This window comes from Advenella mandrilli (assembly GCF_016595155.1).
GTDB classification, from domain to species: domain Bacteria; phylum Pseudomonadota; class Gammaproteobacteria; order Burkholderiales; family Burkholderiaceae_B; genus Advenella; species Advenella mandrilli.
Genome location: NZ_JAENGP010000002.1, coordinates 78,067 through 102,447, shown reverse-complemented (window position 1 = coordinate 102,447; position 24,381 = coordinate 78,067). Strand labels below are relative to the sequence as shown.

Sequence of the window (24,381 nt, the reverse complement as noted above, 5' to 3'; positions counted from 1 at the left end):
GGTTTTTATTGGGTCAGTTAGTAGGCAAAGCGGTCGGCCAGTCCCTCAAGGTGGCATTCTTTGAGGATTTGCAACTGGCGCTCATGGGCGCTTTTTTTGAATCCGCCGGTTTTCTTGGCAATGATCAACTCGTTTTTCATGGAGTGTTCCCAGCCTACCAGTTCAGTCACGGTTAGCTGGTAGCCACGGGCCTCCAGTTGCAGGCAGCGTAAGACATTGGTGAGCTGGCTGCCAAATTCACGGGTATGAATCGGGTGACGCCACAGTTCGGACAGGGGGGTTTTGCCCAGCGTACTGCCTTTGTTGGTACGCAGGGCGGCCGCCACTTCGGCCTGGCAACAGGGCACCAGCACAATATATTGCGCATCCCGGTTCAGGGCAAAGCGGATGGCGTCATCAGTGGCGGTATTACAGGCATGCAGGGCTGTCACGATATCAATTTTTTCGGGTAACTGCGTTGAGGCCATCGATTCCTCTACGGTCATGGCCAGAAATGACATGCCCTCAAACCCCAGCCGCTGCGCCAGCGCTTCCGATTTGTCCACCAGTTCGGCACGGGTTTCAATGCCGTAAACATGCGCACCGGTGTGCTCTTTCAGGAACAGGTCATACAAAATGAAACCCAGGTAAGACTTGCCCGCGCCATGGTCCACCAGGCTCAGGCTGTCTTTTTGCTTAAGCACATCGGCCATTAACGGTTCAATGAACTGGTACAGGTGATATACCTGTTTAAGCTTGCGACGCGTGTCCTGGTTGATTTTTCCGTCACGGGTCAGGATATGGAGCTCTTTGAGCAATTCAATCGATTGCTGGGGCTTTATTTCGGGGATCAGGCTCATTGCTTATACAGTCATTGAAAAAATACGGGTGCCGGGCTGCTCGCGCAGCATGCGCAGGTCAAAGGCCATGCAGATATTGCGTGAAAACGTGCGGCCCTCTTCGGTAATATCAATCCCGTTGGGCAAAATGTTGATCAGGCCATCGGTTTCCATTTCGCGCAGGCGCTCAATCACCTGGGGCAACTCTGGAAATTGCTGTTCGGGCTGGTCCCAGCGGGTGGATTGCAGGCACATCAGGTTCAGGATATGCCGGCGGATAACCAGGTCTTCCTGGTCCAGGATATGGCCACGATAAAGCGGCAACTCGTTCTTTTCCAGGCGGGCATAATAGTCTTCAATCACTTTTTCGTTCTGGGCAAAGGCATACCAGGAATCGCTAATGGCTGAAACGCCCAGGCCAATCATGAGCTGGGTAGAGGAAGAGGTATAACCCATGAAGTTACGGTGCAGCTTTTTATTCAGCATGGACTGGTAAAGTTCGTCGGTTGGCAAGGCAAAGTGGTCCATGCCAATTTCAACATAACCCAGTTCTTCCAGCAGCTTTTTGCCGTTTTCATACAGGGCGCGTTTTTCTTCGCCGCTGGGCAAATCATTTTCATCGTAACCGCGCTGGCCAACTCCCTTGATCCAGGGTACATGCGCATAGGAATAGAACGCCAGGCGATCAGGCTTCAGGGAAATGGTGCGCTTGATGGTGGTTTCCATGGATTTCCAGGTCTGGAACGGCAGGCCGAAAATCAGGTCATGGCTAATGCTGTGATAGCCGATCTTGCGTGAGGCATCGGTCACATTGAAAACGTTTTCATAAGGCTGGATCCGGTGGATGGCTTTTTGCACCATCGGGTCGTAATCCTGTACCCCAAAGCTGACGCGCCTGAAACCCAGTTCATACAGGGTTTCCAGGTGTTCGCGGCGGGTATTGTTGGGGTGGCCCTCAAAGCTGAACTCGTGATCGGGGGCAATCTCGGACGTATCAAAAATTGCCCGCAGCAAACGGGTCAGGTTTTCGGTGCTGAAAAAAGTGGGGGTGCCGCCACCCAGGTGGATTTCCCTGATTCGGGGCTTGCTGCCCAGCAGTTCCAGGTACATATTCCATTCTTTGATAACGGCATCAATGTAGGGACCTTCAACCGCATGCTTTTTGGTAATGCGTTTATGACAGGCACAAAAAGTACACAGGCTTTCACAAAAAGGCAGGTGAATGTACAGGCTGATGCCTTCGGAAGCATTGGATTCATTGAAACTGCGGACCAGGGTTTCTTTATATGAATCCACCGTAAAACAGGCCTCGTCCCAGTAGGGAACGGTTGGGTAGCTGGTGTAGCGGGGACCTGGAATATTGTACTTTTGGATAAAATTGCTCATGCCTTTCAATGCCGGTTACGCCCTGCAGAAGATGCCTGCAGGGCTTGGTCTGGAACAGGATCAGAAAGCCGGATCGTCATCATCCGGAATGTCTGAAGCCAGCTTCCTTGTGGTTGATTTTACCGCTGTTTTGGAGGCAGCTTTTTTGGCAGCCGTTTTTGTTGCCTTTTTGGCAGCGGTCTTGGTGGCGATTTTGCTGGCGGTTTTAGTGGCTTTTTTGGCAGCGGTTTTTTTGGCTGCTGGCTTGTCATCGGCATCAGCCGCTGCTTTTACAGCCTTTTTAGCCGCCGTTTTTGACGCTGCCTTGGCTGGGCGAGGTTCAAATTCGAAGCCGATTTTGCCGTTTGCCTGCAAGGTTAAAAAGGCCTTGAATTTACGATTGGTACGATTTGAAACAAATCCGTCCAGCAAATCGGTTTTGCCCGATTCCAGCAGTTTGGCCATTTGTTCATTGGCAATTTCCTGCTGCAAAATTACTTTGCCCGATTTGAAATCGCAGGTTTTTTCCTGTGCCACGGCTTTTTCACAAATGTAATTCATGCCATTATCAAACACCCCGGCACTGCATTTGGGGCATTTTCCAACTGCCGTCTGGCCTGTGAAGTCAACCGGTTCGGCATCGTCCTCATCGTTCTGGCCAAAATCAAATTCCAGCTTGTTTTCATTGGTAATGCGCAAAATGGCGGAAAACGGCCGGCCCATTTTACTAATGAAGCCGCTTAACGGGCCCAGGTTTTTTTTCTCCAGCAGTTCTTCAACTTCGGGAATTTCAAACGTGCGTCCGCCCGGGTGCTTGGTAATTGAAAAATCACAGCTGGTGCAGGCGTAGCGGCGGTAGTTTTCCTTAACCACCGAACCACATTGCGGGCAGGGGGTTTGCAAGGTGGCGTAATCACCGGGAATGGTGGCCTGTTCATATTCTTTGGCGCGCTTGACAATGACCTGGGTGGTTTGCGCAATCTCGCGCATGAACGCTTCGCGGTCAAGCTTGCCCTGTTCCATTTGCTTAAGCTTGTGCTCCCATTCGCCGGTTAGTTCAGGGGAAGTCAGCTCTTTGACATTCAGGCCGGTCAGTAGCGTCATTAGCTGGCGGGCCTTGGCGGAAGGCACCAGCTCGCGCCCTTCACGGCGCAGGTAATGTTCGTTGATCAAGCCTTCGATAATGGTTGCCCGCGTGGCTGGCGTACCCAGGCCGCGTTCGGACAGGGCTTCACGCAGTTCACCGTCGTCCACCAGCTTGCCAGCGCCTTCCATGGCACTTAGCAAAGTGGCCTCGGTGTAGCGTGCGGGGGGCTTGGTTTGCAGGGCTTTGGGTGCAATATCTTCGGTGCGTACCGATTCGCTGTTAGCCACCGGTACCAGGTTGGCATCATCTGTCTGGCTTTCTTTGCCGTAAATCTCCAGCCAGCCTGGCTTGACCAGGACCTTGCCCTCGGTTTTGAAGTGATGTTGCGATACCTCGGTAATCCGGGTGGTGATACGGTACTCGGCAGGCGGGAAGAAGACCGCCATGAAGCGCTTGGTGACCAAGTCGTAAATCTTGGCTTCGGCTTCGCTTAACTCTTTGGGCACCTGCTGGGTTGGGATAATCGCAAAGTGATCAGACACTTTTTTATTATCGAAGATGCGACGGTTGGGTTTGACCCAGCCATTGGACAGGATTTTTCTGGCAAATGGCTTGTGACCCCGGTTCAGGTGGGACTCACTGGCTGAAAACGTGTCAAACGTTTGCGTGACCGTGCTCAGATAATCTTCGGGCAGGTAGCGGGAGTCGGTACGCGGGTAGGTTAAGGCCTTGTGGCGTTCGTACAGAGTTTGCGCCAGGGCCAGGGTGGTTTTGGCGGTAAAGCCAAACTTGGAGTTGGCTTCGCGCTGTAATGAGGTCAGGTCAAACAGGGCGGGAGACATCTGGGTAGATGGCTTGGACTCTTCGGTAACCGTACCGTTTTTACCCCGGCAGGCCGCCACAATGGACTGTGCGCTGGGGACAGACCACAAGCGGTTGTCTTTTTTCTCGGGGTCGAGTTCGTCTTTCTTGAAGTTGGGATCAAACCAGCGGCCTTCATACAGGCCGGCTGCTGCTATAAATGTGGCATGTACTTCCCAGTAGTCGCGTGTCTGGAAGGCGCGGATTTTTTCTTCACGTTCGCACACAATGGCCAGTGTGGGGGTTTGCACCCGCCCGATCGGGGTCTTGAAAAAGCCCCCTTCTTTGCTGTTGAAGGCGGTCATGGCGCGGGTGCCGTTAATGCCAATCAGCCAGTCGGCTTCTGCACGGGAACGCGCAGCCGCTTCAAGTGGCTTCATGGTGTCATCGTCGCGCAGGTTTTCAAACGCTTCAACAATGGCCGTTTTGGTCATGGATTGCAGCCACAGGCGCTTGACGGGTTTTTTAACCCCTGAATACTGCACAATGTAGCGAAATATCAGCTCACCTTCACGGCCGGCGTCACAGGCATTAATAATCGCTGTGACATCTTTGCGCTTTAGTAGTTTCACTAATAATTTCAGGCGATCGGTTGATTTTTTATCGGTGGGCTTGAGATCAAATTCTTTGGCCGGAATAGCGGGCAAATGGGTGAACGACCACTTGCCCCGGACGACATCGTCGGGATTGATCAGCGTTAATAAATGCCCTACGCTGGAGGAAAGGACGTATTCGTCACTTTCAAAATAATCACCTTCGCGGGAGAACCCGCCCAAGGCCCTTGAAATATCAAGAGCTACCGATGGTTTTTCGGCAATAATCAGTGTTTTAGTCATATGCTTCCGAGTATCCAAACCGTGGACTTTGGGAGTATCTTATAAAATATAGCGTTACGATACTGCCTGTTTCACCAAAATGGTGAAACCCGATCCGGTTTTAATAAGTGTATGGCGTGGATAATACGAGAGGAAAAACAGTTCATGCAAGTGCAAGATGACAATTTGAAATATTTATTTTTAAATTATTGGCAGGGATTCCTGGTTTTCCTGGCTCTGGTGGCGGGCGTTTCCTTTGCCTCAAGTGGCGTGGTTACTTGGGTTGCGGCAAACTGGAGCTACTTTTCAGGCTTGCAAAAACTGCTTGGAATCCAGCTTTTATTTATAATTGCCTGCATGTCGGCATTTCTGGTTTATTTACGTACTGCCAAAAAAACCGGCCAGGCAAAAGCGGGAGCGGGCAGTCAGGGAGCCTTGTTTCTGGCTGCGGTCATTACCGGTGCCCTGCTGGCACTTATTGGCCAGGTGTATCAAACGGGGGCCGACCCCTGGACCCTGTTTGCCATCTGGGGGGCCTTGATGCTGCCTTTCTTGCTGGCAGCGCCTAATGCAGCGCTTGCCCTGCTATGGTGTGCGGTCATCAACCTGGCCTGGCAATTGTACATGAACGATTTTTGGGGCATGTTAAGTCGCCAGCATTATGACCAGGCGCTGGTTTTTGCCGGGTTCAACCTGCTTTTGCTGGTGGTGGCCGAATGCAATATTGCGCGTTTGGGTGACCGCTTCAGGCTGGTGCCGCGTTTTCTGGGTTTCTTTTGTCTTTGGCCTTTGCTGGGCATTGATGATGGTGGATACGGTAATGCTAAAAGCAGTGTGACAGATCTGCTGGTATGGGTGGTGCCCACCTTGGTGTTTGTGGCCGGTTTCCGGTTTTACAGCCGCCGGCGGGTGGATTATTTCATGCTGGCCAACCTGGTCGGGTTTTTGTCTGCCGTGGTATTGGTCCGTTCCTTGAGCTTTTTCAGTTTCTGGCGTATGCCTGAATTGGCGCTCTTCATGATTGCCAGTCTGGTGCTGTTAACGGCAGGTCTGGGGGCCGTTGTGATTAATCGTCTGTACCGCAAAAACAATCCCGATCGCGGTCACAAGAGCCTCTGGCCGGTTCACTTGCTGATGGTTTGTGTGGTAATGGTGGTGTCCCTGCTGTTTGCCCTGTTTCTGGCCATGATGAACGTGTCGTTTCTGAGTAGCGGTATTCTGCTGCTGGTGATTGCCGGCGTGATCTGTTTTTCAGGCAAAGACCGGGGTCAGGATGGCCTGGTATCCGGTTCGCTGGCGCTGATTGGACTTGGCATGATGGCGGCCTCGCTGTTGGAAATCCATGATGATTTCTTCAGCCCCGAAGTGCGGGCAGTGTTGCGCCTGCACGCCAGTGCCATTGCCGCGGTCAGCATGGCGGTTTATGTTATGTTCAGACAGGGGTGGGTGCGCTTCCTGTCCGCCGCGCAGGCGATTGGATTGATATTGCTGGTGTTGTATACCTTTATGTGGGTTGATGACAGTTATAGGGCGACCGAAGTCGCATTTTTCACACTGTCTTTGCATTCGGTTCCCTGGCTGGCGCTGGCCTCGGTGGTGCTGTTTGTTTGCACGCATCAGTATGAACGTAACGGCCTGCGTCCGCTGGCGTGGGCTTTGGCCATGACAACGCTGGTATTGACAGTATTCAATACCGTGGAAACCAGCTGGGAACCGGGCCTGGGGCAGGTTTTGGGGCCGCTTGACATGTTCAGGACTGTCCTGGCGGGGTTAAACCCCTTGAAAGTGGGTAATTGGGGCAATATTGTATTCCAGTTCCTGCCAGCGGCCCTGGTGGTTTGGGGCATGCGCAAGCAGGAAGGGGCGGGCCGGTTTACCTGGCTGGCCGCTGCCTTGGTGTTTGTGTTGTGCCTGTATTGGGGCAATGGCAATGGGGTGGTGTATGGCCTGATACTGGTACTGCTGGCTTACCAGTGCCGTGACTGGGTCCTTGGGGGGGCCGGAACGGTAGCCATGATCGGCTTCCTCTGGATGTTTTATTATCAGATGGAGTTAAGCCTGCTGCAAAAGGCTTTCCTGCTACTGGGCACCGGTCTGGTGCTGCTGACGGTAACCATTGCCTGCCGCCATTGGCTGCGCAAGGACCAGGAAGAGCACGCCATGGCAACTGTCCAGGCGCCAGAGGCACTGTCCACTTCTGAAGCACCCGCCAAAGCACGCGGCTTGCTACCGCTCATGACGGCTCTGGGTGTGGTGTCGGTATTGGCCGTGGCCAACTGGGGGATCTGGACTAATGAAACTATTTTGCGAACCGGTCAGCGCGTGGTGCTGGCGCTGGCACCGGTTGATCCGCGCTCGCTGATGCAGGGTGACTATATGTCGCTGAATTTTGAACTGGTGGATCATTTGCGCACGGCAGTATGGGCAAAGAAATCTACCGAAAATGCTGATAGTGCTCAAAAAGTAACGCAAGGATACGCCATTCTGGCTATAGATGACAAAGGGGTGGCATCGCTTGCCGGTATTTCCGAAACCTATCCCAGTATGGTTCTGGCCGATGGCAATACAGTCATCATGCGTTACAAAACCGGCCCCTTCGGAACCGTATCCCTGGCCTCACACGAGTACTTTTTTCCCGAAGGCAAGGGCAACCATTTCGCGCAGGCCAAATATGGCGAGTTCCGGGTTCGCAAAGATGGCAAGGCCCTGCTTAGCGGCCTGCTGGATGAAAACCTGAATCAACTGTAAACGTTGTCAAACCAAAGCGCCGGTGCCACACGGGCACGGCCTGTTGCCAGAATTGCGTTACGCTGCCGGCCGGCAAGGGGGCAAACCCCAGCGCCTGCCAGGCTTTGCCCAGGCTGGCCAGCGGGTTTTGCAAATCTATCGCGGTGGCGTGGTTCTGTTTGGACAGTTTGCGCCCTGCTGCGTCCAGCACCAACGGTACATGCATCATGCGAGGGGGGGCATAACCCAGCATGTGGGCAATGCAATGCTGGCGGGCGGTAGAGCTTAACAGGTCATTACCCCGCACAATGTCCGTGATGCCCTGGTCATGGTCATCAATCACCACCACCAGTTGGTAGGCAAACAGGCCATCGGCACGTTTAACAATAATGTCCCCCACTTCATTGACAACATCCTGGCTTTGTTCTCCCTGCCAGCGGTCCACAAAACGGGTTATGCCTTCGGGCATGACAAGGCGCCAGGCCCGGGCAGGGCGGTTGCCGGCAATGCCATGGCGGCAGGTACCGGCATAAGGGCGTTCGCCGTTCAGGCCAAGCCTGCCGTTTTTAATCGCGTTACTGGCAATTTCCTTGCGGGTGCAGGCACAGCCGTATATCAGCCCGCGTTCTTTTAACTGGTTAAAAACGTCCTGATAACGATTCAGGCGTGAAGACTGCCAAATAACCTTGCCGTCCCAGTGCATCTCAAGGGCCTGCAATTGCTGCATGATAATGCGGTCGGCCCCGGCAACCACACGCGGGGTATCAATGTCTTCAATGCGCAGCAGCCACTGGCCCTGGTGGGCGCGGGCATCAAGAAAGCTGGCCATGGCGGCCACCAGCGAGCCGTCGTGTAACGGCCCGCTGGGGCTGGGCGCAAAACGACCAATGTAATTAGTGCAGGAGTTTGGCCCCATCTTCGGCGAGCAGTTCTTCCAGTACCAGATGATCTACTTCGGCCTCTTGGCTCCAGAGCACCATTAAGGTAATGATTTTGAAATGTTCAAGGGAGACCGGGGCATCGGGGGTGGCCATGGCGCGGTCGATCACGATCTCACGCAGTGCAGGTGTGATGGCACCGGAGCTTTCAAGAAAATAAAGAAAACCGATGGCCTCGGTGCCCAGATGCAGTTGTTCATGTTTTGCATAAACACGTGTGCTGGTGTTAGACATGTCCGACAACTCACCGCTTTGTTCGGTGGTTTCGGCAAGACCATACAGCCAGCCAATAGCGTCGCTGATGTCTTCATGTTCGAAGCCAGCAGCCACTAAACGCTTGGTTAGCACATCGGTAGATGGACATGCATCTGGTGTATAGTAATTTTCAAAGAGATAAACCAGAACATCGAACATAGTTGTAATTTCCGAAAAAGGTTTATTCAAAGACAGGCTTCATGATAACTGAAAATAGCCAAAAGAATCGCTAAAAATAAAGGTGCATGAACTTTTGGGAGGCGATCGTTGTTTCAGCCAGGTACGGGTGTGTGACTTTGCCCACAGAATTGGTTTTTAATCGCACAGCCACGGGTATTTTGACTAAAATGCGGTGTCTATTTTGTTTAGTTCATTGCCTCTGAAAGGAATTGTCATGGCATTTAATCCTGCTGACGTAAAGTCGTTAATGGAAATCACCTCCCGCCCCGATCTGATCTTTGTTAAAGGGGAAGGTTCCTGGCTGGAAGACCAGGATGGCCGACGATACCTTGACATTATGCAGGGCTGGGCCGTTAACTGCCTGGGTCATTGCCCACCTGAAGTGGTCAATGCCATAGAGCACCAGGCCAAAGTGTTAATTAACCCGTCCCCCGGGTTTTACAACCAGCCGTCCATAGACCTGGCCAATCGCCTTACCAGCGCTTCCTGCTTCGACCGTGTGTTCTTTGCCAATAGCGGCGGCGAAGCCAACGAAGGCGCGATCAAGCTGGCCCGTAAATGGGGACAACTCCATCGCAATGGCGCTTACAAAATCATTACCTTTGAACACAGTTTTCATGGTCGTACCCTGGCCACCATGTCCGCGTCTGGCAAGGCCGGCTGGGACAAAAAATTTGCCCCCCAGGTTGACGGTTTTCCAAAAGCCATCATGAACTATCTGGATTCGGTGCGCGAGCTGATTGATGACCAGACGGTTGCGGTCATGCTGGAACCGGTGCAGGGTGAGGGCGGTGTGATTCCCGCCGATACCCAGTTCATGCAAGAACTGCGTGCCTTAACCCGCGAGAAAGGCATTTTGCTAATAGTGGACGAAGTGCAAACCGGCATGGGTCGTTGCGGCACCATGTTTGCTTACCAGCACTATGATATTGAGCCCGACATCATGACTCTGGGTAAAGGCATTGGTGGTGGGGTGCCATTGGCAGCCTTGTTGTGCCGTGAAGAAGTGGCCTGCTTTGAGCATGGCGACCAGGGTGGTACCTACAATGGCAACCCGGTAATGACCGCTGCAGGTGTGGCGGTGTTTGATGTGCTGAATGCACCGGGTTTTATGGAAAACATTAATGAGCGTGCCCAATACCTGTCCGATGGCCTGAATAAGCTGTCTGCCAAATGGGGAATGAAAGGCGAGCGTGGCCTGGGCCTGTTACGGGCCCTGATACTAGACCGTGAAGATGGTAATGCCATTGTAGAAGCTGCCCGCACCCGCGCGCCTGAAGGCCTGCTACTGAACGCACCACGTACCAACCTGTTGCGTTTCATGCCTGCCCTTAATATTAGCAAAGAAGAAATTGATCTGATGCTAAGCTGGCTTGATGAGCTGATTGCGCAAGTTCGCCAGTAAGCAATCAAGTGTTTTTTCACAGAAAGCTTGGCTCCTTGTCCATTAACAGGAGCCTCTCTTTTGTATTAAAAGGAATCGTATCTCATGAACAATGAAATTGACGAGTTGAGAGCGCTGGTTATTGAGCTTTACTATAATCTGAACCAAAGCATGGCCCAGCAGGCTGCTTTGCAGCATGGGCTTTATGCGCTTATGGCCAACGTGACCGACAGGCAAGCCGTTGCCAAATCGCTAACTATTTGTGCCGAAAGCTTTATAGCGCACAGGCAGGAACTGGAACTGCCTGAAGAAATGATGGAAACCTACCAGGATGAAATAGCCGAGTTGCTGGACAGCCTGGAAGAATAACTGAGTGCATTAATGCAGCAGGCCAATGAAGTGTTCTTTGGCCTGCACGGTGAGCTTTTTGAGCAGGCGTTCGGCCTGTGCCTGGCTAACCCCTTCGTTTTTTACGTTTTCAATAAAAACCAGTAGAGAGGATTGAACCAGTTTCATGCCACCAGCCTGGTCGGGTTCAAACTGGAGCCCTGAAACATGCTCAAGAATACCGTTGCTGTGGCGGCGCCAGCCGTTAGGGGCAAATTTGGGCAGTGATGTCATGATTGCGTGTTCACATAAAGACTAAAGTGTCAGTTTAGCGGTTTTTGTAAAATATGTCGGGTTCATTTGCACGATTGGCCATTCAAATGATAGAATTTAACGCTTAACTAATAATAACAAGCCGCTTTAGCTCAGTTGGTAGAGCAGTTCATTCGTAATGAAAAGGTCGCCAGTTCGATTCCGGCAAGCGGCACCAATAACAACAAGCACTTACGCCAATCTTAACGGGTTGGCGTTTTTGTTTTGTGATCTGTGTAGCCCCTGTGTAGCCTTTTATCTTTTCAGCATTTTAACCAGTGCCAGGGCCACTTTTTCTGAAGAAGCCGGGTTCTGTCCGGTAATCAGCCTGCCATCAATCACCACGTGCGCTTCCCAATTTCCCGCCTTGCTGAATTGGGCGCCTTTATTAATCAATTCGGTTTCAAGCAAATAGGGAACAATACTCTCACAGGCAACCGCTATTTCCTCTTCATTGCTGAAGCCGGTCAGTTTTTTGTCTTTGACAAGCGCAGTGCCATCTTGGTTGATGACGTCCAGCAAAACGCATCCGGCATGACAAACGGCCGCAACAATTTTGTCGTTATTCCAGAAATCCTGAATGAGTTTTTTTGAGTGCTCATCGTAACGAAGATCCCATAAAGGGCCATGCCCACCAGGATAGAAAATGGCATCGTGGCCGGTCGCGAAGGTTTTTTTCAGCACGACGGTGTTTTGCAGCAACTGCTGCAGCTTGGTGTCATTCTTGTAACGCTTGTACAAAGCGGATTCTTCAAGGGCGGCAACCGAAGCTGGGTCAATCGGCACCGCTCCGCCTTTGGGGCTTGCCAGCTCTACAGAAATTCCCCTGTCGTTAAAAACATAATAGGGGGCCAGGAATTCTTCCAGCCACACCCCGGTTGCTTTACCCGAATCACCCATTTTGTCGTTAGACGTTAGTACGATCAGTATGGACATTATTGTCTCCCATTGGCAAGATTGTTTCTTTGATTGTATATGATCGTGGTGCTGGTAGTCGATGAGCTAGATACTAGTTTGCATCCTGTGCTGGTGCATCATTAGGTCAAAGGAAAAAAATCAGTGGGAGATCAGGTTGTTTCAAAGTTAAAAACCAAACCTGGATTTGCTAAGTATGCAAAAGGTGGAAGAGGTGTTTATAGTCAGCTGAAAAATAAATTGAATACCGCGCTTGAAAATGCAGATAGATTACGTAGACATAATGAAGCAATGAATAGCAGTAATCCTGCAACAGATGTCGATAAATTAATTCTTGCATTAAGAGAGTTGGAAATGAACAAATAAAGATTGAACTGCAGTATGATCCGAAAAGATATTTCCCGTTAACAAACAAAACAGGATGCTCCCATGCAAATCGTTCAAGATGTTCTTCACTTCTGGTTCGTTGAAAGCACACCACAAATGTGGTTTCAAGGTGGTAACACTTACGACCAGGCCATTCGCGAGCGCTTTGGCGATACTTGCGAAGCGGCGGCGCGTGGCGAGTGTGATGAATGGCGTGCCACCATGCAAGGGCGTCTGGCTGAAATTATTGTGCTGGACCAGTTTTCGCGCAATATATGGCGTGATACCCCGCAGGCCTTCAGCCAGGATGGCATAGCGCTGGTTCTGGCCCAGGAGGCCATCAAACTGCCCGAATACCAAACGCTGTCCGCCATGGAAAAAAAATTCGTCATCATGCCGTTCATGCATTCGGAGTCACGGCTTATTCATGAAAAAGCGCTGGTCCTGTTTACCGAGCTGGGTGATGTGGCAACGCTGGAACATGAAATTCAGCACAAAGGCATGATAGATAAATTTGGCCGTTACCCAACCCGCAATAAAATCCTGGGACGCGCGTCCAGTGAAGAAGAAATTGCCTTTTGTAAAAACCTGACCCAAATGCTGGAAGAGTTTGTTCGCCAGGCGCAGGGGGCACCGGATTAGTTTTTCGGTGATCCCCTTTTGCTTAATCAGTAAGTCCTTAAGCGATAATTCCTTTTTAACTATTCAACCTTGATGCCCGCGTCTGCAATAACCTGACGCATTTTTGAGCCATATTCCGCTACCCAACGCTGGGCTTCTTCCTGGCTACCGTTAACCAATTGGATAGTTAGCGTATTAAATTGCGCTTTTACCTCGTCTGATTGCATTGCCTTGCCAAGCGCTTGATGCCATTTTTCTGTAATGGCCGGATCCAGTCCTTTAGGGGCCATCAGGAAAAAAGCGAACTGCATGTCAAAATCCTCAAGACCGGCCAGACCGCTTTCTGCGACCGTTGGAATGTCTGGCAGTTTGGGTTCACGCGTTTTGCCAGAAGTAGCGATGGGGATCAGCGTACCCGCCTGGATATGTTGCAGGGTTGAACCACCCATGACCAGAAAGCCGGCATCAACTTGATTGCCCAGCAGGGCATTCATGGCTGGTGCATTGCCGTTAAAAGGAATATTCAGCATGTTAAGGTTTGTGGCCAGACGAAAACTCTCCATCGTCAGGTGCCCCGGGGTGCCTGGACCGGCCGATGAATAGTTCAGGTCACGATCTTTGGCAAGTGCCGCCAAGCCCTTGATGTCCTTGATCTTGCTTGCCTTGTTAACCATCAGGACTTGGTTGAAGGTGCCCATCAAGCCTACCAGGTCCAGGGATTTTGCAGGATCAAACTTTGTATTTTTGTAAATGTAGGGGTTAACCGTTAGCAGGGAGTCAATGGTTGCCAGCATGGTGTAGCCATCGGGTTTCTGGCGTGACACGTTCTCGGCACCAATAATGCCCGAAGCACCGGGCCTGTTTTCAATCACAATGGGCTGGTTGAACTGTTTGCCAAGATTGGTTGCCAGCGCTCGGGTTGCCAGGTCAAGCGCGCCTCCGGCCGGATAGTTGATGATGATCGTGACTGGTTTTTCAGGGTAGGCGGCCAGCGCTTGTCCACCAAAAATTGCTGTGGCCAGCAATACAGCAGCCATGCCGTTTTTAATCATTAGTGTCTGTGTTTTCATTTTGAATTCGTCTCCGTGTAATTTTGATACTGATGTTGGTGGTAGCCGGATTTAACAGGCCAAGCCCTCACAGTAAATGCAAGCGCAAAATTAATATTTTTTATTTTTTGAAATCAGGCCAATGCTGTCGGGTAAGGGCTTTTATCGACCAATTCCAGGTTGGTGTATGCCAGTTTTTCCATCATCATTGCCTTTATACCAGCCATGTCTTTGTTGTTCCATAAGTTGTTCAGTTCATTGGGGTCTTTTTCCAGATCGTAGAGCTCACCCCAGGATGCGGTGTCATAAATAGTCATGCGATATTGTTGCGTCAGCAAGCTGCGGCAGCGGATCCGTGTATTCAAACCCAGAATTACGCGCTGGCCCTCTTCCTCAATGAGCAGCGCATCACGCAACTTGTCGATTTGACCAATGATAACGGGCGCCATATCTTTACCCTGGATACCATTAAACAGGGGAACTCCCGCGCGGTTAAGAATGGTGGGTGCCAGATCAATCGTACTGGTTAATGCATTGGAACTATCGCCGGTTTTTAGCTCGGGGTTTACGGGATCTGCCCAGATGAAGGGTACCCGGGTCAGGCCGCGATAATGAAGAGGGCCTTTCAGAAGCAGCTGGTGGTCACCCAGAAAGTCACCATGGTCACTGGTAAAAATCACCACGGTATTATCAGCCAGCCCTGTTTCTTCCAGCTTGTCCAGAACCCTGCCTATCTGAGCGTCAATATTGCTGATGGATCCATAGTTCAGGGCAAGGGCTTCTTTGGCTTCACGTTCATCGCAGGCAAAAGCGGCTGTTCCTTTTTTAGCGGCAGTGCCCGAGTCACGTTTTTCATGCAGCCATTTTACGTGTTCAGGACGCTCATGTTCAGAATAAAAAGAGTCTGGCAGCGTCATGTCTTCCGGTTTGTACATGTCCCAGTACTCTCCCGGTGGTGTGAACGGGTGGTGGGGATCGGGAAAGGAAACCTGAAGAAAGAAGGGTTGCTTGCTTTGGGCGTAGTCTTCAAGTAAATCCATGCTGCGATTGGCAATATAGGCAGATGGGTATTGATCTACCGTTAACCGTGTGCGCCATGCCTGACCAACTTTGCTCAATTGATAATCCGGGGTGGGGATGGCGTTTTCAGGGCCAATCAGGCTTTCTCCATTGGGGATATTCTGCCGCAGCCAGTAACGATAATGGCCGTGTACGATATCGGCATGGTCATCCACCAGTTTGACTTTTTCAAAACCGTAATAAGGATAGTCAAGATCATAATCATTGCTCTCTAGCCAACGGTCACGTTTTTCCTGGTTGTAGTTGCCGTCGTCGGGTTCAAATGCCTCAAGCCTGGTGCGTTCTTCCGGTTCTAGCGGCCAGAGCGGCTCCATGCTGGTCATGTTCTGCAAATGGATTTTGCCAACCTGGGCGGTGTTGTACCCGGCAAGGCGCAAGCTGTCTACAAAAGTCTTGGCTTTAAGTGAAAGCGGAATGCCGTTATGCCGTGCACCATGCACGGAAGGATACCGGCCCGTCATCATGCTGGCGCGGTTGGGCATACAAATGGGTGTGGCCACATGCATATTGGTAAAATGGAACCCCCGACGGGCCAGTGCGTCAATCACAGGGGTTTTAACTACCTGGTTGCCATAACAGCCCAAATGGTCTGCACGTAGCTGGTCAGCGATAAAGATTAGAAAATTGACGGGTTTAGTCATGATTTACCCTTTAATTATTGGTTAGTGGTAGCGGGTTGCTGTATTGTTTTTTTCCAGAAGGCCATGTTTTCCTGTACTTTTGTGGAAAACTCATCCCGGCTTGAGATGTTGGGCACCATACCCATCGGTATTAGTTCTTTTTTGAATGAATCTGAAGTGAGTATTTTCTGTACGGCACCATGCAGTTGATTAACAATGCTGGTATCGGTTCCTGCCGGAGCGAACAGGGCAATCCATGACTGGGCTGCTGTTTCAGGCTGTATATCAGAGAAGTACTGTATGTTGGCTACCTCCTTGACGCCTGAGAACATATCGCTTTTGGGATTGGCGATCCCCAGGATCTTAATGCGTTTGTCTTGTAAAAAGGGCATAGCGGGTGCAATGCCGGCCATGACAAGCTGTACGTTTCCTGCTGCCGTATCGGCCATAGCCGGACCTGCACCTTTATAGGCAACGTGTACGACATCCAGTGCCAGTTTATCTTTGAATTGCTCCATTGCCATTTGATGAACGGAACCAATGCCCGGTGAACCAAAACTGTATTTCCCGGGTTCCTTGCGTAGCAACTCGATGGTTTCTGTCAGATTCTGGGCTGGAAAATTTGCATTGGCTGCCAAAATAACAATATTTTCCGCGACATCGGCAATGGGTGTGAAATCCTTGACCGGGTCATACTTTAATTGGGGGTTAAGGTGTGTGTTGATGCCATGTGTATTGGTGGTGCCCATAAGAATAGTACGGCCATCGGGCTTGGCTCTGGCTACTTGTGCAGCAGCAATTGCACCACCGGCCCCTGGTTTGTTTTCCACAATGAAATTGGTGCCGGTTTCAGTGGCCAGTTGCCTTGTTAGCAGACGGGTAAGTACATCAACCGCTCCACCGGGAGCAAAAGGCACGATCACGCTGATCTGGTCGGGCAAGGGGGTTGCTTTAACAGCCGTGATGCTAACGCAAAGGGCGGTCAAACCCGCCCCGATGTATTTAAATGGGGTATATTTCACTTCAGTCTCCGAACATTATATTTAGCGTCAATGATTTATTTGTTTTTGACGATTGTTCCACACCCCTTGATAACTGTAAAATTCATTTTTGGACTAACCTGATAACCAAATTGGCATCTACCATGTTTTTCCTGAAAAAACGCCAGGCTGAATTAATCACTTCCTTGGCCGAGACGGCAAACCTTCGTCGATCCGCTGAGCTGTTGCACATGACCCAGCCAGCAGCCTCTAAAGTACTTGCCCAAATAGAGGCAGAGCTTGGTTTCACGCTGTTTGATCGCAGTGCCAGCGGAACGGTACCCACTGTTTTTGGCGCAATGCTCATACCCTATGCACGTGAAATTCTGCATTCGGCACAGCGCATTCAGGATGAGCTTGCCCGTTTGGGACAAAGCCGTCAGCGTTGCCTGAAAATTGGTGCCTTGCCAACCGCCACGATTTCCATTGTGCCGGAACTGGTCTGTTCTTTAATGGAGCACGTCAAAGGCCTGCAAGTGAGCATTGAAGATGGTACGGTACTGCCGTTACTGGAAAAGCTGCGGGTCGGTAAGCTGGATCTGGTTATCGGGCGTAGCAGCGAACAGATTGACCTAACCGGTTTTAACCGGATTATTCTTGATTATGAACCCATGGTACTGGTGTGTGGCCGTCAGCATCCCCTGGCAAGCAAAGCCCGGATTACTTCAGATGACCTGCATCAGTGCAACTGGATTTTTCCGCCAGAAGACACATATGCCAACCTTCGGTTAATAGAGCTGTGCGACCGGTACGGGCTTAACCAGCCGCATATCCTGATCAGGTCAAGCGTTACCATGAGCAATGTCATTTTGCTTGAACGACAAAACCTGATTGCGGCTTTGCCACTGGGGATTGCGCAATATTTCATTGATCAGGGCATTTTACACATACTGCCCACAACCCAAACCGTTAATTTCGGGGAAATGGTTTTGTATACCCATAAAGACAGTATCTATGCGCCCAACGCAAATTTAATTAATAAAGTGTGTGCCATGATGAAGTCTGAAAAAGTTAATTCATAAACTTTTTTAAAAATCTAAATATGCGCTTGAACTCATATGTATTGTGATGCATAATATGCACTCTGATCCATATCGAGAAAACTTACATGTCAAAAAAGCGTGACAACACAGCCATTGCAAAAGCGTCTGAAAACAGCGCCAAAGGCGATGTTTTCGCCATGCAGCGCGCTACGCTGAAACAGCTGCGCAAAATGGTCAAGCTGACACAGGCAGATCTCTCAGAAACCATGGGCGTTGGGCAGGACACCGTTTCCCGTCTTGAAAAACGTCATGACATGCTGCTTTCCTCTATCAGCCACTATGTTGAAAGCCTGGGCGGCAAGCTCGAGTTGACAGCTATTTTCCCTGGCCGGTCTGCCATTTTCATTGATTGTCTTGAAGATGAATCAACGTCTTCATGCAAAAAAACCCGACCTCCCGATTAAGTAAAAGGTACACACAAAAAATGCTTCAAACCCCCTATTACCTGATTGATAAAACCGCATTACAACGTAATCTTGAAATTATTGATTACGTCAGAAAAAACTCAGGCGCCAAACTGCTGCTAGCCCTAAAGTGCTTTGCAACATGGTCGGTATTTGATTCCATGAAGCCCTACATGGATGGCACCACTTCTTCCTCATTGTACGAAGTCAAGCTGGGTTACCAGAAATTTGGCGGTGAAACCCACGCCTACAGCGTTGCCTTTGCCGACCATGAAATAGACGAAGTGCTGGCCAACAGCGACAAAATCATCTTCAACTCTATCAGCCAGCTTGAGCGCTTTGAAGCCAGGGCGGGCAACAAACCCAAAGGCCTGCGCCTGAATCCGGGCATCAGCAGTTCCAGCTTTGATCTGGCCGACCCTGCCCGTCAGTTCAGCCGTTTAGGTGAAGGGAACCCGGAACGTATTCTGGCCATTATCGATCGCCTTGATGGCGTCATGATTCACAATAACTGTGAAAATGCAGACTTCGCCCGTTTTGACGAGCTTCTTGCCCAGGTGGAAGCGCGTTACGGTGCCATTTTGCATCAGCTGAAATGGGTCAGTTTAGGGGGCGGTATCAGTTTTACCAAACCGGGTTATGAACTGGACAAATTCTGCCAACGCTTGCGCCAATTTGCGCAAACCTACGGTGTCCAGGTTTACCTGGAGCCCGGTGAGGCAACCGTGCGTTACACCACTACGCTGGAAGTCAGCGTGCTGGATACGGCCTTTAATGGTAAACATCTGGCTATTGTGGACAGCTCTACCGAAGCCCATATGCTTGATTTGCTTATTTACCGTGAAACAGCACCCATCGGTAATGAAACCGGAGAACACCGTTACCAGATATGCGGCAAGACCTGTCTGGCCGGAGATATTTTTGGCGAAGGCAATTTTGATGCGCCATTGCAGGTGGGTGACCGGCTTTCGATTGGGGATGCAGGCGGTTACACCATGGTCAAGAAAAACTGGTTTAACGGCGTAAACATGCCGGCTATCGCCATCAAGGAGGTCGATGGCAGCATTCGTGCCGTGCGTGAGTTTGGTTATGACGACTACGTTAATAGCCTGTCTTAATAAAATCTTTAAATTTAAATAAAAGGGGTACACCTATGAAACGTAATGTACTTATTATCGGTGCCGGTGGCGTCGCTCATGTAACCGCACACAAATGTGCTCAGAACAACAAACTGCTGGGCGATATTAATATTGCTTCGCGTACCGTAACCAAATGCGAAGCCATTATTGACTCCATCAAGGAAAAAGGCAACCTGCAAAGCCCGGGTGTGTTGCGTGCGCACGCACTTGATGCCTACGATATTGAAGCCACCAAGGCTCTTATCCGTTCTACCGGTAGCCAAATCGTGATTAACGTTGGCACGCCTTTTCTTAATATGTCCGTGCTGGAAGCCTGCATTGGCACCGGTGCCGCTTATCTGGATACCGCCATTCATGAAGATCCCAAGAAAGTGTGTGAGCCCCCACCATGGTATGCCAACTATGAATGGAAACGCAGCCAGGCATGTAAAGAGGCTGGTGTAACGGCCGTATTGGGTGCCGGTTTTGACCCGGGTGTGGTTAACGCCTATGCCCGTTTCGCCTACGACAACTACTTCGACCAGGTTGACTCCATTGATATTATTGATATTAATGCTGGCAGCCATGGCCGTTATTTTGCCACCAACTTTGACCCTGAGATCAACTTTCGCGAGTTTACCTCTACCGTTTGGTCCTGGGAGAACAGCCAGTGGAAAGCCAACAAAATGTTTGAGCATGGTAAAGAATGGGACATGCCCGTCACCGGTAAAAGCATGGCCTATTTAACCGGACACGATGAGCTGCATTCTTTGTCGCGTTTTCTTGATGTACCCAATATTCGTTTCTGGATGGGTTTTGGCGAGCACTACATCAATGTGTTTAACGTATTGAAGAACTTGGGTCTGTTGTCTGAAAAACCGGTTCGCACCGCACGGGGCCAGGAAATTGTGCCGCTTGAAGTGGTGAAAGCCGTTCTGCCCGACCCGGCTTCCTTGGCTGCTGGCTATACCGGTAAAACCTGCATTGGCGACCTGGTAAAAGGCACCAAAGACGGCCAGCCAAAAGAAGTCTTGATTTATAACACCTGCGACCATGAAGCATGCTATGCCGAGGTAGGCAGCCAGGCCATTTCATATACAGCGGGCGTACCTGTGGTTGCCGCCGCCATGTTAATAGCCAAAGGCACCTGGGATGCCAAGCGTATGGTTAACGTGGAAGAGCAGGATCCGGCTCCGTTCATCGCGCTGATGAACGACATGGGCCTGGTTACCCGCATTAAAGATGAACACGGCGACCGCATCCTGAACCCTATGCAGGAATTGGCCAGCAGCGAACCCGAGAAAGTGTTCGCCACGGCGTAAAAGGGTTGCAAGGGGGCGTGGCGACACACCTTGCCCCAGTTGCATACCTGTCAAAATCACCTTATTATTGCCTTGCATGGATAAAAAACAAAACAATTAATGGAAAATTAAAAAATCCACTGGCAATCAGCATCAATCGGTGACTACCTGAAAAGTAGTATTAGCTGCTTGCTATGCATTCTCAAGTTCAAACAAACTGATGAGTGAGCAAGTCATGATAAAAGATTTACAGGGTAATAGTATTTCTGAAGCCAGTGCAGATGCCGTTGATTATTACAACCAGGCGGTAGCCGCTTTTAATATTTATACGGGTGACCCCTTCAGCCTGGTTAGTAATGCCATCGAAGATTCACCCCACTTTGCCATGGCGCATATTTTCAAGGCTTATTTGTTAGGCCTGGCGACCGAGCCCATCTTGAACGGGTACGCCAAAGACACGGTACGGCACCTGAAAACCCTGCATCTAAGCGACCGGGAAGCCTCGCACCTGGGTGCACTGGACCTGATGCTGCACGGAGAATGGACCGCTGCCGCCCTGGTGCTGGATATTCACAACAGTAATTATCCGCTGGATATTGTGGCCCTGCAGGCGGGGCATTTGATGGATTTTTACCGTGCCAACGCCCGTAACCTGCGCGACCGCCTGGCTCGTGTCTTGCCCTATTGGTCAAACAACGTACCGGGGTATTCCGTCTTGCTTGGCATGTATGCCTTCGGGCTGGAAGAAACCGGCGATTACGACAGGGCTGAAGAAACCGGCCGTAAAGCCACCGAACTGCAACCCCGGGATTGCTGGGCCCATCATGCGGTTGCCCACGTATTGGAAATGCAGGGGCGGGTGATTGACGGTGTTAAATGGATGTCAACGCGTGAAAAATACTGGTCTGAAGAGGACAATTTCTTCAAGGTACATAACTGGTGGCACAGGGCAATTTACCATCAGGAGCTGGAGCAGAATGATGTGGTATTAAGTATTTACGATAATCATATTCGCCATGGCAACAGTACCGTGGCGCTGGAACTGGTGGATGCCTCGGCCATGTTGTGGCGCCTTCACCTGGACGGGGTGGATGTGGGCGACCGCTGGGATGAACTGGCTGATTGCTGGCAGACCCATGCCGATGGGCATTCTTACACCTTTAATGACTGGCATGCCGTTATGGCCTACCTTGGCGCAGGACGGGATATTGACGCTGAACAAATCCTGAAGGATTGTAAAAAAATTAACCCCGACCCGAAATCGGAAATGCAGCAATGGACCCAAAAGCACACATTGCCCTTAATTGAAGGATTTATTGCTTTTTGGCGCAAAGATTATCAAACCGCCATTGAGCAGTTGTACGGAGCCAGGTTTATTGCCAACAGCTTTGGGGGCAGCCATGCCCAGCGCGATATTATTGACCTGACCCTGATAGAGGCCGCCATTCGAGCCGGACAACCCGAACTGGCCCGAGCCCTGGCTAACGAACGTCTGGCGCTGAAACCAAACAGCCGGCTTAACCAGGGGTTTCTGGCGCGAAGCAAAAGCTGGGCGGTTTCGGGTATCCAGTAACCACCCCGTCAGGCTCCGCCTGCCACCCCTCCTTGGGAGGGGAATTATTTGGGGCTTTGCTGGGTAGTTCGGTTGATTCAGAACCACCCCGGCGCTGTGCGCCACCCCTCCTTGGGAGGGGAATTATTTAGGGCTTTGCTGGGTAGTTCGGTTGACCCAGAACCACCGCGGCGAAGGAGGGGAATGTGCAGCACAGACGTTTCCACGAAGCAGGGAAATTCCCCTCTGCGGAGGGGTGGCGCACAGCGCCGGGGTGGTTTTTCTGCACTGTCCTAAACTCCTGGTTCTATTACGGGGTGGTTTTTCTGCACTGTCCTAAACCCTTAATTCTATTGCGGGGTGGTTAACGCCCGCGTTGGAATGCATAAAACAATGCCAGGCATTTACTGCAGCAGCCTGCCGCCATCCACCACGATGCCTGTCCCGTTAATCATTCTGGCATCTTCGGAAGCCAGAAAAACCACGGCAGCGGCCACATCGTTAACGCTTACAATCTGGTTCATCGGATTCATGGCACGTACCGCTTCCAGTGCCTTTTCTTCTGAACCAAACTGTTTGCTTAGCGTGGCATCAACCAGCTGCGTCCAGACATAGCCCGGATGCACCGCATTAATACGTACTTTCTGCCCCGAACGGGCGGCGCTAAGCGCGGCCTGTTGCGTCATATTGATAATGGCGCTTTTGCTGGCTCCGTAAGAGCCGCCACCCACAGAACCCACAAACCCGGCAATTGAACCCATATTCACAATGGCGCCACCGTTTTCATTGCCCTGCATGGCGGCAATACCCGCCTGAATACCCAGGAACGTGCCATCCACATTAATGGTAAACAGGCGCTTCCATTCCTGGAAATCAATATCGCTGAAGGGCACGCTCTGGGTGGAAATTACCCCGGCATTATTCACCAGGACATCGCAGCGGCCATGCAGGGCCACCACCTGTTCAAAGGCGCTTTTCCAGCTTTCTGCCCGGGTCACGTCCAGCTGCACGTAATCGGGTACCTGCCCATCCTGAAAACGTGCTGCCAGTAACGCGGCATCTTTTGCTTTCAGATCACCCAATACAACCCTGGCACCTTCCTGCATCAAACGGGTGGCAATGGCCATACCAATATCACCCATACCGCCGGAAATCAATGCCACTTTATTCTTGAGACCTTTCATGTATCAACCTGTATGATTAATTAACCTGCATATTGGCATCTGCCATGACCTTGCTCCACTTCTCAATTTCCTCATTGATATAAGCGGTAAACTCGGTCGGTGTCGTGGTGTTGATAAGCACCCCCTGGCTGGTGAACTTGCCGGCAATTTGTGGGTCGTTCATGGCTTCGGCCACCGATTTGCTTAACAGTTCAACAATCTCGCTGGGGGTGCCTTTTTTCACGGCGACACCCCACCAGAAGGTAGGCACAATCTCACCATAACCCAACTCTTCCAGTGTAGGTACATTGGGCAGCAGCGGAGAGCGCTCTTTGGAACCAATCGCCAGCGCACGCAGCTTGTCACCCAGCACAAACGGGCCGCTGGTGGGGATGGCATCATACATGAAATCAACCTGGCCGCTGATGGTATCTTGCAAACCGGGAATCGAGCCCTTATAGGCCACGTGTGTCATTTCCTGGTTCAGTTTGTTTTGCAGCAAAGTGCCAAACAGATGGCCGCCCGTACCCACACCCTGTGAGGCATAAGTCAGGCCCTGGGACTTGTCTTTGGCACCCTTAACCAGCTCTTCAAACGTATTGTAAGGGCTGTTTACGGGAACCACCACCAGCGCTGGTGACACAATCAGCTCAGCCACGGCTTGCAGGTCGGTACGCGGGTCATAATTCAGATTTTTGAACAGGCCCACATTGGTGGCCAAAGAAGGCACATCGCCAATAAACACGTTGTAACCATCGGCCGGTGCTTTTTTCAGCACATTCATGCCCACCTGGGCGGCGCCGCCCGGCTTGTTGTCCACCACCACTGGCTGCCCCAGTTTTTTGGACATATGGGCACCCACTTCACGGGCCAGCACATCGGTTAAACCACCGGCAGCGTAAGGCACCACAAACGTAATGGGTTTGCTGGGGTAGGTTTGCGCATTGGCCATACCGCTAAAGCCAACCGCTGCACAAACAGGCAATAATAATTTGAACAGGTTTTTTTTCATGAAAGTCTCCAGTGTTCTAGGTATTTAA

22 protein-coding genes and 1 tRNA gene are annotated in these 24,381 nt (G+C 51.0%); 11 read left to right on the top strand and 12 right to left on the bottom strand.

The genetic code is table 11. The features are described 5' to 3' along the window. Positions 1-17: 17 nt before the first annotated feature. Genes JHL22_RS02075 through JHL22_RS02065 form a run of 3 tightly spaced genes read right to left on the bottom strand, consistent with a single transcriptional unit; the run spans position 18 to position 4,967 of the window. Positions 18-839 carry a class I SAM-dependent methyltransferase gene (locus JHL22_RS02075; RefSeq protein WP_200233309.1) on the bottom strand — a complete coding sequence of 274 codons (822 nt, stop codon included), beginning with the start codon at positions 837-839 and terminating at the stop codon, positions 18-20. Between the two features lie 3 nt (positions 840-842). After that, a complete protein-coding gene (hemN, locus tag JHL22_RS02070) occupies positions 843-2,204 on the bottom strand; it encodes an oxygen-independent coproporphyrinogen III oxidase (protein ID WP_200233308.1) in 1,362 nt (453 codons plus the stop codon). Between the two features lie 60 nt (positions 2,205-2,264). Continuing rightward, positions 2,265-4,967 carry a DNA topoisomerase III gene (locus JHL22_RS02065; protein ID WP_200233307.1) on the bottom strand — a complete coding sequence of 901 codons (2,703 nt, stop codon included), beginning with the start codon at positions 4,965-4,967 and terminating at the stop codon, positions 2,265-2,267. 144 nt (positions 4,968-5,111) lie between these two features. On the opposite strand from JHL22_RS02065, the gene JHL22_RS02060 reads away from it, so the two are divergent. Then, entirely contained in the window at positions 5,112-7,694 is a 2,583-nt protein-coding gene (locus tag JHL22_RS02060; protein ID WP_200233304.1) for a GDYXXLXY domain-containing protein, read from the top strand. On the opposite strand, the gene gluQRS is transcribed toward JHL22_RS02060, so the two are convergent. After that, complete coding sequence (gene gluQRS / locus JHL22_RS02055; RefSeq protein WP_200233303.1) at positions 7,657-8,589, bottom strand: tRNA glutamyl-Q(34) synthetase GluQRS; 933 nt, start codon at positions 8,587-8,589, stop codon at positions 7,657-7,659. The genes JHL22_RS02060 and gluQRS overlap by 38 nt on opposite strands. Beyond that, positions 8,567-9,025 (bottom strand): Smg family protein, encoded by a 459-nt coding sequence (locus JHL22_RS02050; protein WP_200233301.1) that lies wholly within the window; start codon positions 9,023-9,025, stop codon positions 8,567-8,569. The genes gluQRS and JHL22_RS02050 overlap by 23 nt, the downstream gene beginning before the upstream one ends. A 235-nt stretch (positions 9,026-9,260) precedes the next feature. On the opposite strand from JHL22_RS02050, the gene JHL22_RS02045 reads away from it, so the two are divergent. Both JHL22_RS02045 and JHL22_RS02040 read left to right on the top strand, forming a co-directional pair. Further along, entirely contained in the window at positions 9,261-10,451 is a 1,191-nt protein-coding gene (locus tag JHL22_RS02045; RefSeq protein ID WP_200233299.1) for an acetylornithine transaminase, read from the top strand. An 84-nt stretch (positions 10,452-10,535) separates the two neighbouring features. Then, entirely contained in the window at positions 10,536-10,799 is a 264-nt protein-coding gene (locus JHL22_RS02040) for a hypothetical protein (protein WP_200233298.1), read from the top strand. A gap of 9 nt (positions 10,800-10,808) precedes the next feature. On the opposite strand, the gene JHL22_RS02035 is transcribed toward JHL22_RS02040, so the two are convergent. Then, the gene (locus tag JHL22_RS02035) at positions 10,809-11,051 is read right to left on the bottom strand and encodes a hypothetical protein (protein WP_200233296.1); all 243 of its coding nucleotides are present in this window, start codon (positions 11,049-11,051) and stop codon (positions 10,809-10,811) included. 120 nt (positions 11,052-11,171) lie between these two features. Here JHL22_RS02035 and JHL22_RS02030 point away from each other — a divergent pair. Then, positions 11,172-11,247 (top strand) — tRNA-Thr (locus tag JHL22_RS02030). A gap of 77 nt (positions 11,248-11,324) precedes the next feature. Here JHL22_RS02030 and JHL22_RS02025 read toward each other — a convergent pair. Further along, complete coding sequence (locus JHL22_RS02025; protein WP_200233293.1) at positions 11,325-12,005, bottom strand: type 1 glutamine amidotransferase domain-containing protein; 681 nt, start codon at positions 12,003-12,005, stop codon at positions 11,325-11,327. Between the two features lie 123 nt (positions 12,006-12,128). On the opposite strand from JHL22_RS02025, the gene JHL22_RS02020 reads away from it, so the two are divergent. Together JHL22_RS02020 and JHL22_RS02015 are read left to right on the top strand one after the other, a co-directional pair. Then, positions 12,129-12,350, top strand: a complete 222-nt coding sequence (locus tag JHL22_RS02020) for a hypothetical protein (RefSeq protein ID WP_169292979.1) — start codon at positions 12,129-12,131, stop codon at positions 12,348-12,350. A 63-nt stretch (positions 12,351-12,413) separates the two neighbouring features. Next, on the top strand, positions 12,414-12,992 hold the full coding sequence (locus JHL22_RS02015; protein ID WP_200233292.1) for a DUF924 family protein: 579 nt from the start codon (positions 12,414-12,416) through the stop codon (positions 12,990-12,992). 59 nt (positions 12,993-13,051) lie between these two features. Here JHL22_RS02015 and JHL22_RS02010 read toward each other — a convergent pair whose 3' ends face one another. From JHL22_RS02010 to JHL22_RS02000, 3 genes are all read right to left on the bottom strand, one after another. After that, positions 13,052-14,041 carry a Bug family tripartite tricarboxylate transporter substrate binding protein gene (locus tag JHL22_RS02010; protein WP_200233290.1) on the bottom strand — a complete coding sequence of 330 codons (990 nt, stop codon included), beginning with the start codon at positions 14,039-14,041 and terminating at the stop codon, positions 13,052-13,054. A 113-nt stretch (positions 14,042-14,154) separates the two neighbouring features. Beyond that, positions 14,155-15,741 carry a sulfatase family protein gene (locus tag JHL22_RS02005; protein WP_200233285.1) on the bottom strand — a complete coding sequence of 529 codons (1,587 nt, stop codon included), beginning with the start codon at positions 15,739-15,741 and terminating at the stop codon, positions 14,155-14,157. Positions 15,742-15,755: 14 nt separating this feature from the next. Continuing rightward, positions 15,756-16,742, bottom strand: a complete 987-nt coding sequence (locus tag JHL22_RS02000) for a Bug family tripartite tricarboxylate transporter substrate binding protein (RefSeq protein ID WP_200233284.1) — start codon at positions 16,740-16,742, stop codon at positions 15,756-15,758. A 122-nt stretch (positions 16,743-16,864) separates the two neighbouring features. On the opposite strand from JHL22_RS02000, the gene JHL22_RS01995 reads away from it, so the two are divergent. From JHL22_RS01995 to JHL22_RS01975, 5 genes are all read left to right on the top strand, one after another. After that, positions 16,865-17,782, top strand: a complete 918-nt coding sequence (locus JHL22_RS01995) for a LysR family transcriptional regulator (protein ID WP_200233283.1) — start codon at positions 16,865-16,867, stop codon at positions 17,780-17,782. Positions 17,783-17,868: 86 nt separating this feature from the next. Beyond that, on the top strand, positions 17,869-18,207 hold the full coding sequence (locus JHL22_RS01990) for a helix-turn-helix domain-containing protein (RefSeq protein WP_200233282.1): 339 nt from the start codon (positions 17,869-17,871) through the stop codon (positions 18,205-18,207). Between the two features lie 20 nt (positions 18,208-18,227). Continuing rightward, positions 18,228-19,325 (top strand): carboxynorspermidine decarboxylase, encoded by a 1,098-nt coding sequence (locus JHL22_RS01985; protein WP_200233280.1) that lies wholly within the window; start codon positions 18,228-18,230, stop codon positions 19,323-19,325. 35 nt (positions 19,326-19,360) lie between these two features. Then, the gene (locus JHL22_RS01980; protein WP_200233279.1) at positions 19,361-20,647 is read left to right on the top strand and encodes a saccharopine dehydrogenase family protein; all 1,287 of its coding nucleotides are present in this window, start codon (positions 19,361-19,363) and stop codon (positions 20,645-20,647) included. Between the two features lie 214 nt (positions 20,648-20,861). Beyond that, entirely contained in the window at positions 20,862-22,199 is a 1,338-nt protein-coding gene (locus tag JHL22_RS01975; RefSeq protein WP_200233278.1) for a tetratricopeptide repeat protein, read from the top strand. A 383-nt stretch (positions 22,200-22,582) separates the two neighbouring features. Here the strand turns inward: JHL22_RS01975 and JHL22_RS01970 are convergent, their stop codons facing one another. Next, the gene (locus JHL22_RS01970) at positions 22,583-23,362 is read right to left on the bottom strand and encodes an SDR family NAD(P)-dependent oxidoreductase (RefSeq protein WP_200233277.1); all 780 of its coding nucleotides are present in this window, start codon (positions 23,360-23,362) and stop codon (positions 22,583-22,585) included. Positions 23,363-23,378: 16 nt separating this feature from the next. After that, positions 23,379-24,353: a Bug family tripartite tricarboxylate transporter substrate binding protein gene (locus tag JHL22_RS01965; protein WP_234041054.1), complete on the bottom strand. Its 975-nt coding sequence runs from the start codon at positions 24,351-24,353 to the stop codon at positions 23,379-23,381. Positions 24,354-24,381 lie beyond the last annotated feature (28 nt).